This is a genomic window from Streptomyces sp. NPDC093065 (assembly GCF_044754585.1).
GTDB lineage: Bacteria > Actinomycetota > Actinomycetes > Streptomycetales > Streptomycetaceae > Streptomyces.
The window spans coordinates 1-9,454 of sequence record NZ_JBIVPJ010000054.1; the positions used below are offsets into that span (position 1 = coordinate 1).

The 9,454-nt window shown below is 69.2% G+C and carries 10 protein-coding genes; 4 read left to right on the top strand and 6 right to left on the bottom strand.

What is annotated here, in order from left to right; genetic code table 11:
- Positions 1–158 precede the first annotated feature (158 nt).
- The 3 genes from ACIQFU_RS38420 to ACIQFU_RS38430 all read right to left on the bottom strand — a co-directional run bounded on the left by ACIQFU_RS38420 (position 159) and on the right by ACIQFU_RS38430 (position 3,632).
- Positions 159–1,067, bottom strand: a complete 909-nt coding sequence (locus tag ACIQFU_RS38420) for an ion transporter (RefSeq protein ID WP_402558019.1) — start codon at positions 1,065–1,067, stop codon at positions 159–161.
- Between the two features lie 211 nt (positions 1,068–1,278).
- Positions 1,279–2,298, bottom strand: a complete 1,020-nt coding sequence (locus tag ACIQFU_RS38425) for a hemolysin family protein (protein ID WP_402558020.1) — start codon at positions 2,296–2,298, stop codon at positions 1,279–1,281.
- Positions 2,295–3,632, bottom strand: a complete 1,338-nt coding sequence (locus tag ACIQFU_RS38430) for a hemolysin family protein (RefSeq protein WP_402558022.1) — start codon at positions 3,630–3,632, stop codon at positions 2,295–2,297. Before ACIQFU_RS38430 ends, ACIQFU_RS38425 begins: the two co-directional genes overlap by 4 nt.
- Positions 3,633–4,019: 387 nt before the next feature.
- On the opposite strand from ACIQFU_RS38430, the gene ACIQFU_RS38435 reads away from it, so the two are divergent.
- The 3 genes from ACIQFU_RS38435 (at position 4,020) to ACIQFU_RS38445 (ending at position 5,939) form a co-directional block, all read left to right on the top strand.
- A complete protein-coding gene (locus ACIQFU_RS38435; protein WP_381668767.1) occupies positions 4,020–4,238 on the top strand; it encodes a hypothetical protein in 219 nt (72 codons plus the stop codon).
- A 102-nt stretch (positions 4,239–4,340) separates the two neighbouring features.
- Entirely contained in the window at positions 4,341–5,351 is a 1,011-nt protein-coding gene (locus ACIQFU_RS38440) for a sporulation protein (RefSeq protein ID WP_402558024.1), read from the top strand.
- Positions 5,352–5,483: 132 nt separating this feature from the next.
- Positions 5,484–5,939: a tellurite resistance TerB family protein gene (locus ACIQFU_RS38445; RefSeq protein WP_365558128.1), complete on the top strand. Its 456-nt coding sequence runs from the start codon at positions 5,484–5,486 to the stop codon at positions 5,937–5,939.
- A gap of 134 nt (positions 5,940–6,073) precedes the next feature.
- Here the strand turns inward: ACIQFU_RS38445 and ACIQFU_RS38450 are convergent, their stop codons facing one another.
- The 3 genes from ACIQFU_RS38450 to ACIQFU_RS38460 all read right to left on the bottom strand — a co-directional run bounded on the left by ACIQFU_RS38450 (position 6,074) and on the right by ACIQFU_RS38460 (position 8,946).
- Positions 6,074–7,381: an LCP family protein gene (locus ACIQFU_RS38450; RefSeq protein ID WP_402558027.1), complete on the bottom strand. Its 1,308-nt coding sequence runs from the start codon at positions 7,379–7,381 to the stop codon at positions 6,074–6,076.
- Between the two features lie 239 nt (positions 7,382–7,620).
- Positions 7,621–8,553, bottom strand: a complete 933-nt coding sequence (locus ACIQFU_RS38455; protein ID WP_402558025.1) for a M56 family metallopeptidase — start codon at positions 8,551–8,553, stop codon at positions 7,621–7,623.
- Positions 8,554–8,559: 6 nt separating this feature from the next.
- The gene (locus ACIQFU_RS38460; protein ID WP_381668759.1) at positions 8,560–8,946 is read right to left on the bottom strand and encodes a BlaI/MecI/CopY family transcriptional regulator; all 387 of its coding nucleotides are present in this window, start codon (positions 8,944–8,946) and stop codon (positions 8,560–8,562) included.
- A gap of 151 nt (positions 8,947–9,097) precedes the next feature.
- On the opposite strand from ACIQFU_RS38460, the gene ACIQFU_RS38465 reads away from it, so the two are divergent.
- Complete coding sequence (locus tag ACIQFU_RS38465; protein WP_365558122.1) at positions 9,098–9,364, top strand: GlsB/YeaQ/YmgE family stress response membrane protein; 267 nt, start codon at positions 9,098–9,100, stop codon at positions 9,362–9,364.
- The last annotated feature ends 90 nt before the right edge of the window (positions 9,365–9,454 follow it).

Below are 9,454 nucleotides of genomic sequence, written 5' to 3' on the forward strand. Positions count from 1 at the left end.
CGAAAGCTCAACAGCTCCGGGCTCAGCTACGTTCTCACTGGTCATCGATGCATCCTCCATGATCGGGAGTTACACCGAACGATTTACAGTCCCGCTGCTTCCGCTCGCGTCACGCACACTCAGTATGCGATTGACGATTATGCGTTGACTCGTGCGGGTCATTCGCGTCGCTGTGCAGTCGGGATCCGGTGGTGGTTCCCGTCCATGGGAGGTGGCGGCATCCGGATCAGTTCGTGTTCGAGTTCGTCCAGGGCTCGACGGGCTTCCTCGATGCGGTGGGCCAGTGCTGTGGGCCCCGACCGATCCGTGTGAGGCCGGGGCTCTGAGGAGGTCGTCCCGTCCATCTCGCGGGCCTCGTCGAGGGATGTGATGACGACACCGATGAGGACGTTGACGAGGACGAAGGAGGCGAGGAGCACGTAGGAGCCGTAGTAGAGGAGGCTCCAGCGGGAGATGTCGAGGCCCGCGTGGACGGCGTCGCCGATGCCGTCCAAAGTCATCAGCAGGAAGAGGGTGAGCACGGCGCGGCCGATGGATCCGTAGTGCTCGGGGTCGTGGCTGCCGAAGAAGACCCAGCCCACCATTGCGTAGACGTACAGCAGCAGTGCGCCGACGAGGAGGAAGCTCAGTGTCCCGGGCAGGCTGCGGGCGACGGCTACGAGCACGATGCGCAGTTGGGGCAGGAAGCGGGCGGTTCGCAGGACGCGGGCCAGGCGCAGCAGGCGCAGTACGGTCGTGTTCTCGCGTACGACGGGCAGGAACGCGCACAGGACCACGGCCAGGTCGAAGAGGTTCCACGGGTCCTTGAAGAACTCTCCGGGGCGATCGACGTACGCGGCCAGACGCAGCACGATCTCCACGGTGAAGGCGGCCAGGCAGACATGCTCGGCCAGCCGTAACCAGTGCTGGTGGTGGGCGACGATGCCGGAATAGGTCTCGACGCCGAGCAACGCAGCGTTGGCGAGGATCAGGGAGAAGACGGTGGCTGCGAACCAGCGCGTCTCGATGATGGCCGTGCACCGGCGGGCCAGGGCCACTCGGGAACGGAGAAACTGCTGCTGGGGCATCTGCTGCCCTGCCTCCTTCACATGGCGCGACAGCCGATTCGGCCCACTCCCGGATGAGGGGCCGATGCGGTGAGCGATCACGCCGCAGGAGGTTTTCTACAGCACTGTAGATCACGACGGGCGGACAGCCCGGCTACCGGTGGCCGCGGCACACCCGGTCGTGTCCGAGCGCCCTCTGGGAGCGGGGCGCTCGGACCGACGAGAAGGGCTGTTACGCGGCCTGTGGCTGGAGGTAGCGGGCCAGCAGGTCGTCCAGGCTCACGATGCCGGTGAGCCGCCCCGCGCCGTCGCGGACCACGGCGAGCGACGCCCGCCGTCGGCGCAGCACCTCGATCGCCTCGGCGACCGTGGCGTCCTCCGCCAGTTCGGGCACCGGACGGGCCAGCGCGCGGGCGCCGGTGGGCCGTCCGTGTGCTCGCGCGACCAGGACGTCGCGTGCGTGCAAGGAGCCGACGACGGCGTCGTCCTGGCGGACCAGCAGCCGGGTGCGGCCGTGCGCGGCGGCCAGGCTCAGGATTTCCTCCGTCTCGGCATCGGCGTCGACCGCGACGATGCCGGCGGCCGGGGTCATCAGGTCGCGCACGGGCGTCTCGGGCTCGGTCAGTGACCGGGTCAGCAGATCGGAGTCGGTTTGGCTGATCAGACCGAGCCGTTCGGACTCCTCGACCAGGTGGGTGAGCTGGTCCCGGTTGTGGACGGAGGCCAGTTCGTCGCGCGGGGCGACCCGGCAGAGGCGGACCAGGGCGTTGCTGATGCGGTTGAGGAGCCGGATCAGCGGCCGTACGGCGGTCGCGACGGCGCGGAAGGGCGGGGCCAGCAGCATCGCGGAGCGCTCGGGGTGGGCGATCGCCCAGGACTTGGGCGCCATCTCGCCGAGGACCATGTGCAGGAACACCACGACGATCATCGCCACGGCGAAGGCCACGCCGTAGCTCAGCGCGGTGGGCAGGCCCAGCCGGTGCAGCAGGGGGTCCAGTTCGTGGGAGATCGCGGGCTTGGACACCGAGCCGAGGCCCAGCGTGCACACGGTGATGCCGAGCTGAGCGCCGGCCAGCATCAGCGAGAGCTCCCGCATGCCGGCCAGTGCGGCCTTGGCGCCGCGCTGCCCGTCGGCCACGGCCTTCTCCATACGGTGCCGCTTGGCGGCGACGAGCGCGAACTCGGCCGCGACGAAGAAGCCACTGCCGACGAGGAGCAGGACGGTGACGAAAAGGGCCATCGGGAAACTCATGCCTGCTCCTCCGCCTTCTCGGCCGGCCGCTCGATCCGGATCCGTTCGGGCACGTGCCGGTCGAGCGTGCGTACGTCGATCACGGCGCTGCCGCCTCCGGGCAGCTCCACGGTGAGCCGGTCCCCGATCGCCGGGAAGCGGCCGAGCCGGTCGACGATGAGCCCGGCCACGGTTTCGTAGTCGTCCTCCTCGGGCAGTTCGACGCCGGTGGCCTCGGCCACCTCGTCCAGCCGGCGCCCGGCGTCCACCAGCCAGCCCTCGCCGTCCGCGACGGCCACCTCGGTGACGGTGTCCGACTCGTCGGCGATGTCACCCACCAGTTCCTCGGCGATGTCCTCGTAGGTGACGACGCCGGCCACACCTCCGTGCTCGTCCAGGACGACGGCGAACTCGTCGTCGTCCTCGCGCATGCGCGCCACCGCATCCGGCAGCGGCAGGGTGTCCGGCAGCAGCAGAGGCCGCCGGGCCGCTGCCCCGGCCGTGACGGCGGTGGCCTGTTCGGCGGGCAGCCCCATCAGCTCCCGCACCCCCAGTACGCCCGCGACGTCGTCCGGATGGTCGCCGAGTACAGGGTAGTTGGAGTGGCCGTGCTTGCCGATGAGGGTGACGGCCTCGGCGGCCGTGGCGTCCTTGCGGACGAAGACCGCGTCGGCCCGCGGCACCATCACCTCGTGCAGCGTCCGCTCGGAGAACTCCAGGGCATGGTCGAGCAGCCGGGCCGTCCCGCGCGGCAGCTCGCCCTGTTCGTGGGACTCGCCGATCAGGTGGCCCAGCTCCTCCAGGGTGGCGCCGTGGTGCAGTTCCTCGACCGGTTCGATACCGACCTTGCGCAGCAGCCTGTTCGCGGCGCCGTCGAAGATCCGGACGACCGGGCCGACGACCTTCAGATAGGCGAGCGTCGAGCCCGCGAGCGACTTCGCGAGCCGTTCCGGGACGGCGATGGCAAGGTTCTTCGGGGCCAGCTCCCCCAGCACCATCTGCACGACCGTGGCGAGGACGAAGGCGAGGACGACAGAGATGCCGGTGACGGCGCCGTCCGGGATGCCGATGCCGGCCAGCACGGGCCGCAGCAGCGCGGAGACGGACGGCTCGGCGATGAAGCCGACCACCAGACCGGTCACCGTGATGCCGAGCTGGGCGCCCGAGAGCATGAACGACAGCCGCTCCAGCACCTTCAGGGCACGGGCGGCCTGTTGGTCTCCCTCTTCGGCCTCACGGGCGAGAGCAAGCCGGTCGGCCGAGACGTAGGCGAACTCCTGGGCGACGAAGTACCCGGTTCCCGCGGTCAGCACGAAGACGGCCAGTACCCCCAGCCATGCCTCCACGGCGCTCACACCGCACCACCCCGCCGCGTGCCGCGCTCAGGAATCACCGGGCGGAATGGTCGGGGACCGTGCCCCGAAGGGTCCGTCGATCTGGCGGACAAGCTCTGACTCCCTCACTGGACGTGCAGACAGGAAACGATTCTGGCCGAAAGGCGGCTTCCCGGCACCGTCGTGTGCCGGCCCCGCCTCGAGGCCGCTGCCTGCTCCCTCCCGACAAGTCACCGAAGGCGGGACCTCTCGGGAGTGCCTCTCTGGCCAGGTCAGGAGCGTCTTTCGGCCTTTCCGAACGCGGCCGGCCGGAGCACGCTCCCCGCCCTTCGGGTCAACTCTATGCTTCTACTCGTTTGTAGAAACAGGCCCGGGGCGACCCTGGCCGCACACCCACGGAGAAGACACATGGCTTCGATCGATCTCGACAATGTGCTGGACAAGGCGTGGGCGGACAAGAGCCTGCCGGAGATACTCGCCGCCCCGGTCGCGGCGCTGAAGGGCGTCTCGGACCGTGACGGCGAACTGCTCGACGAGGCGTTCGGAGTCAAGACGGTGGCGGACCTGGCCGAGTTGAAGTACGTCCGCTGGGCCCAGGCACTCGCCGCTCTCGAAGCCGCCAAGTAGCCCCCACCCCGGCAGGCGGGCTCGGTGCCGTCCGTTCACACCTTCCCGGCCGGACGGCACCACCTCATGGAACACAAGTACGCATAAGGAGTGGACGCCACCATGGTGTTCAAGCGACTTCTCGGCTCGCTCGGCGTAGGCGCCCCCACGGTCGACACGGTTCTCGACCCGGCTCCCGTCCTGCCCGGCGCCACGCTCACCGGCCAGGTCCACCTCAAGGGCGGGCAGGCCGACTTCGACATCGAGCACATCACGCTCGAGCTCGTGGCCCGGGTCGAGGCGGAGCACGAGGACGGGGAGAGCGAGGGCGTCGTCGTCTTCGACCGGTTCACCGTCGGCGGCGGCTTCCGGCTGGGGACGGAGGAACCGCGCAGCCTGCCCTTCCAGGTCACGCTCCCGTGGGAGACGCCGATCACCGAGCTGTACGGACAGCCGCTGGGCATCGTGCTCGGCGTACGCACCGAGGTGGCGGTCGCGGGCGCCAAGGACAAGGGCGACCTGGACCAGCTCACCGTCACGGCCCTGCCGGTCCAGGAGGCCGTCCTGGAAGCCTTCGGGCAGCTCGGTTTCGGCTTCAAGTCGGCCGACCTGGAGTACGGGCACATCGCAGGGACGGGTCAGCAGCTGCCCTTCTACCAGGAGATCGAACTCGTCCCCGCCCCGCAGTACGCCGACCGGCTCAACGAGATCGAGCTGACCTTCCTGGCCGGTCCCGGCGGGCTCGAAGTGGTCCTGGAGGCGGACAAGCGCGGCGGGCTCTTCTCCTCCGGCCATGACGCCGTCACCCGTTTCTCCGTCGGCCACCACGACGTCCGCGACTGGGCGGCCGAGGTGGAGGGCTGGGTCCGGCAGCTTGTCGAGCACCACGGGACGTACGGGACCCAGACCGCGTACGGACATGGCGCCCCGTACACGGACCACGCACACCACGACCACCACAGCCACGGTGGTCACCACGACGACCACCGCTCAGGCCCCGGCATGGGCACCGCCGTCGCAGCCGGAGCGGCCGGACTCGCGGTCGGCGTGGTCGGTGGCATGGTCGCCGCGGAAGTCGTCGACGAGGTCGGCGACTTCTTCGAGGGCGACGACGAGGAAGAGGACGAGGGCTGAGCGCCTGCGCCCGCCCGAGAGACAGGGGCCCCGAGCCGCGGCCCTTCTCAGTAGTCTCTACGTGCCTGTAGAAGCACCCGGCTGCCCCAGCCGCTACGGCCGGGGCACACCTTTGACCCGTTTGGAGTAGTCATGGCCCTCTGGGACCGCTTCAAGGAGTCCGCGTCGCAGATGCAGACGCAGCTCGTGGCGAAGAAGAACGACCTCAAGAGCGGCGCCTTCCGCGACGCGAGCATGGCGATGTGCGCGCTGGTCGCCGCCGCCGACGGAACGGTCGACCCCTCGGAGCGGCAGCGCGTCGCTCAGCTGATCTCCACGAACGAGGTGCTGCAGAACTTCCCCGCCGACGACCTGCACCGTCGTTTCGAGGACAACCTCAACAAGCTCACCGCCGACTTCGCCCTCGGCAAGGTCACGGTTCTCCAGGAGATCGCCAAGGCGAAGAAGAAGCCCGCCGAGGCACGTGCCGTGGTGCAGATCGGCATCGTGATCGGCGGAGCAGACGGCGACTTCGACAAGGACGAGCAGGCGATCGTCCGCGAGGCGTGCTTCGCCTTGGACCTGCCGCCGCACGAGTTCGACCTCTGACCGGTAAGGGAGTGCCGGCGTCGGGGCGGCCAGTGAGGCGTCGTCCCGGCCCGGTGGTCCCGCCGTCGTCGGCGGCCCGGATCAGCGCAGATGCCGCGGTCACCATGCGGTTCCGCCTGGGCCCGCCTGCATGCTCATCGAATGCGTGCGGGGTCGAGGTCGGTTCCTACCACGAGGGTCACCGTGCCCGGGGCGGCCTCTGCGTCCTGTTCGGCCCGTACGCCGCTCGCTCTGGATGCGAGTACTTCTGCCTGCCGTTCCAGGCCGGGCGGGTGTTTCACCGTGGTGCTGCCGCCCTTTGGCGCATTGCCCGTGCCGACGACGGTGAAGCCTGCCTCGCGCAGCTTCTCAGCGACGGCGGCGGCCCGTCCGGACACCCCGGTGCCGTTGAGGACCCGCACTCGGACGGTAGAGGCATAGAGCGGGTCCTTCGCGTCCGCCTCCACCTGCTCCTTGTCGATCTCCTGGTCCTTGGCCAGCGCGGTGAACACCTCGGCGGCCTGCGGGTACTGCCACACGACGTTGGCCTTGTCGCTGGCCAGGTCGGCTTCGCGCGGGTAGTTCGGCACGGTGAGGAAGGTGAGGCGGTCGCTCGGGATGCCCTTGAGCTCGGACGCGAGACCGGAGAGCGGTTTGATGCCGGCCAAGTCCTTGTCCGTGGTCAGCGACTTGGTGGCCGACTGCAGGAAGCTGTAGAGGGCGCTGGGGCTGGTCAGCTTTGACTGGGCCTTGGTGGCCAGTGCCTCCATGAACTCCTGCTGCCTGCCGATACGGCCGACATCCGAACCGTCACCGACGCTGTAGCGGGCGCGTACGTAGCCGAGCGCCTCCTCGTCCTTGACGGTCTGGCAGCCGGCCTCCAGGTCCAGGTGGGCCTTCTTGTCATGGATGGCGTCCTCGGGACAGACCTCTATGCCGTCGAGGGCGTTGACCATGCCTTTGAAGCCCTGGAAGTCGACGGACATGAAGTGGTCGATGCGAAGGCCGGTGTTGGCTTCCACCGTCTTGATGGTGCAGGCGGCTGCCCCGGCCACCTCGCCGCTGGTGCCGCCGATCGCGAACGCCTCATTGATCTTGGCGTGGTGTGGCGTGGACGTCGCGCCGTCCCCCTTGTCGCAGGCGGATATCTCCACCCAGGAGTCGCGCGGGAACGACACGACTGTGGCCCACTCACGGTTCGCGGGAATGTGCAGCACCATCAGCGTGTCGGACTGCATGGTGGTCAGGCCCTTGCCGTATTTGGCGTTGTCGCCGTCCCGGCTGTCCGAGCCCACTACCAGGATGTTCTTCGAACCGGGACTGAGGTTCTCGGGCCGTTCCCCACCGAGTTTGTTGTCGACGTCGGCGGCGTGGATGTTGTCGTCCAGGTCGTTGTAGACCCATGCACCGACCCCGGCGACGCCCAGGACGAGCACGGAGCACACCCCGGCGCACCACAGCAGGATCCTGCCACGCCTGGTCAGCCTGGGCGGCCTGCCCGACGGAGCACGCCGCCTTCCGTTACCACTCACTGAGGTCCGCTCCTCCGCCCAGTCCTACGGCCCCGTCCCCTGCCGGGCACCCGACGCCTGTCCGCCGAACAGCCGAACTCTACATACATGTAGAACTTGGAGGGAATGCCTGACAGATCGATCTTGTCGATCGTGAAAGCGCCATGGCGTCGGAGCGCGCCGCTCGCTGGTCAGAGGGGTGTAGCGGAGTTCAGGATGAAGTACATGGTCACGGCGGAATTCGCTGAGGCCATCGCCGACACGGCAGTTCCCGCCGCCGCGGCCCACGCCGCCCAGCCGACCGAGCTGGACACCGACGACCAACTGCGCGTCACCGGGGCAGGGCCGAGCAGAGCGGCCACCCTGCGCGGAACCGGGCCCGGTGCGGCCATGCCGGCCAGCGTCGGCACCGGAACTCCTCGTGACACCAATGCGGCTTTCCCGATCGCCTGCGCCACGACCCGCCGGCTCCCCACGGTCCCTGCCGCCTCCTCATCCGCCCACCGCTCCGCGGCGTACGTCACGGTGGTGCGCAGCGGCCGCAGGAACGGATTGGCGCGCGAGGCGAGCTGTACAGCCAGCAGGAACCGATGATGCCGCCCGGCGAGGTGTGCCCGCTCGTGGGCGAACAGCGCCCGCCGCTCCGCCGACTCCAGACAGGCCAGCAAGGCGGTGGTCACCACGACCCGGCCCCGTCGCCCACCGGGGAGGGCGTACGCGTAGGGGACGTCGTCCGGCAGGACAGCCACCGCCGTGTCCGGCAGCCCGACCAGCGCACGGTGGGAGCCGCGACGCACCCGACCGTGCCTCCACAGCACCCGAGCGCAGGCCAGCAGCACCGCGGCCAGCGCCGGAATCGCCGCCTTGCCGGCCACCTCGTCGAACGGCACCGCCGCACGCACCTGCGGATCGGACCACCCGTCGGGCAGCGGATTGCCCGGCAGCTGCGCCGTACCGACCACCATGACCAGTGCCAGGCACACCGTGCTGCACAGCGCCATCGCAACGGCCAGAGCCGTGAGCATCCTGGTCGTGGTGCGCGGGTGCAGATGCTGTTCGGCAAGGCGGGCGATCGGCCATGCCGTCAGCGGCAGAACCAGTGGGAGGAAGACGAAGACACCCATAAGGCGTCAGTCTCCCCCTTCGCTCCGGGGGTGAGCCAGCAGCTCGCGCAGCAGCAGCTCGTCGGCCGGCTCGAGCGCGGTGAGGAAGCTAGTCAGCACCGCCTCCCTGTCGTTCTCGGCATCCAGGACCTTCCGCATCCTGCGCGCCGCCAGGCCCGCCTGGTCGGCGACCGGCTGCCAGGTGAAGGAGCGACCCGCCCGCTCACGTGTGACGACCCCCTTGTCCAGCAGCCGGGTCAGGATCGTGATGACCGTCGTGTAGGCAAGATCCTCACCGAGACGCTCGTGCACGCGGCCGGCCGTTGCCGGCCCGCCGGTCTCCCGCAGCGCCGACAGCACCAGCGCTTCCAGCTCGCCCTGCCCCCGCCGTCGGGGACGTCGGCCGTCCGCCACGTCCTGTCTCCCTTCCGCCCGCCGCCCGTTTCCCGGGCGGACATCGTATAGACGCTCCACCCGGAACCACATCCTCTACATAACTGTAGAAGATAAGGTGTCCGGGCCCGCCCCGTTACGAAAAGATGCAGTGGAAGGGAGCGCCGGAGAGATGAGCATCATCGCCTGGCTGATTCTGGGACTCCTCGCCGGAGGGATCGCCAAATTGATCCTGCCCGGACGGGACCCTGGCGGTTGCATCGGCACGACGGTGATCGGCATAGCCGGTGCCTTCCTGGGCGGCTGGCTGTCGTCCGAGTTCCTGGACCGGCCGGTCCAGCGGGAGTTCTTCGATGCGGCAACCTGGGGGTCCGCCATCGTCGGCGCCCTCGTTCTGCTGATCGGCTACCGCCTGCTGTTCGGCAACTCCCGGGACTAGGCGGTTTCGTTTGGATCAGCGGGCGGACCAGAGGAAGATGCCTGCGATGTGGAGTCCGGCGAGGTAGATGGTCGCGGTCTTCTCGTAGCG

Excerpts from the sequence above, each read along its gene's own strand:
- ACIQFU_RS38440 (WP_402558024.1), top strand. The coding sequence starts at position 4,341 with ATGGTGTTCAAGCGACTTCTCGGCTCGCTCGGCGTAGGCGCCCCCACG.
- ACIQFU_RS38455 (WP_402558025.1), bottom strand. The coding sequence starts at position 8,553 with ATGGGTGTCTTCGTCTTCCTCCCACTGGTTCTGCCGCTGACGGCATGG.
- ACIQFU_RS38445 (WP_365558128.1), top strand. The coding sequence starts at position 5,484 with ATGGCCCTCTGGGACCGCTTCAAGGAGTCCGCGTCGCAGATGCAGACG.
- ACIQFU_RS38425 (WP_402558020.1), bottom strand. The coding sequence starts at position 2,298 with ATGAGTTTCCCGATGGCCCTTTTCGTCACCGTCCTGCTCCTCGTCGGC.
- ACIQFU_RS38435 (WP_381668767.1), top strand. The coding sequence starts at position 4,020 with ATGGCTTCGATCGATCTCGACAATGTGCTGGACAAGGCGTGGGCGGAC.
- ACIQFU_RS38465 (WP_365558122.1), top strand. The coding sequence starts at position 9,098 with ATGAGCATCATCGCCTGGCTGATTCTGGGACTCCTCGCCGGAGGGATC.
- ACIQFU_RS38420 (WP_402558019.1), bottom strand. The coding sequence starts at position 1,067 with ATGCCCCAGCAGCAGTTTCTCCGTTCCCGAGTGGCCCTGGCCCGCCGG.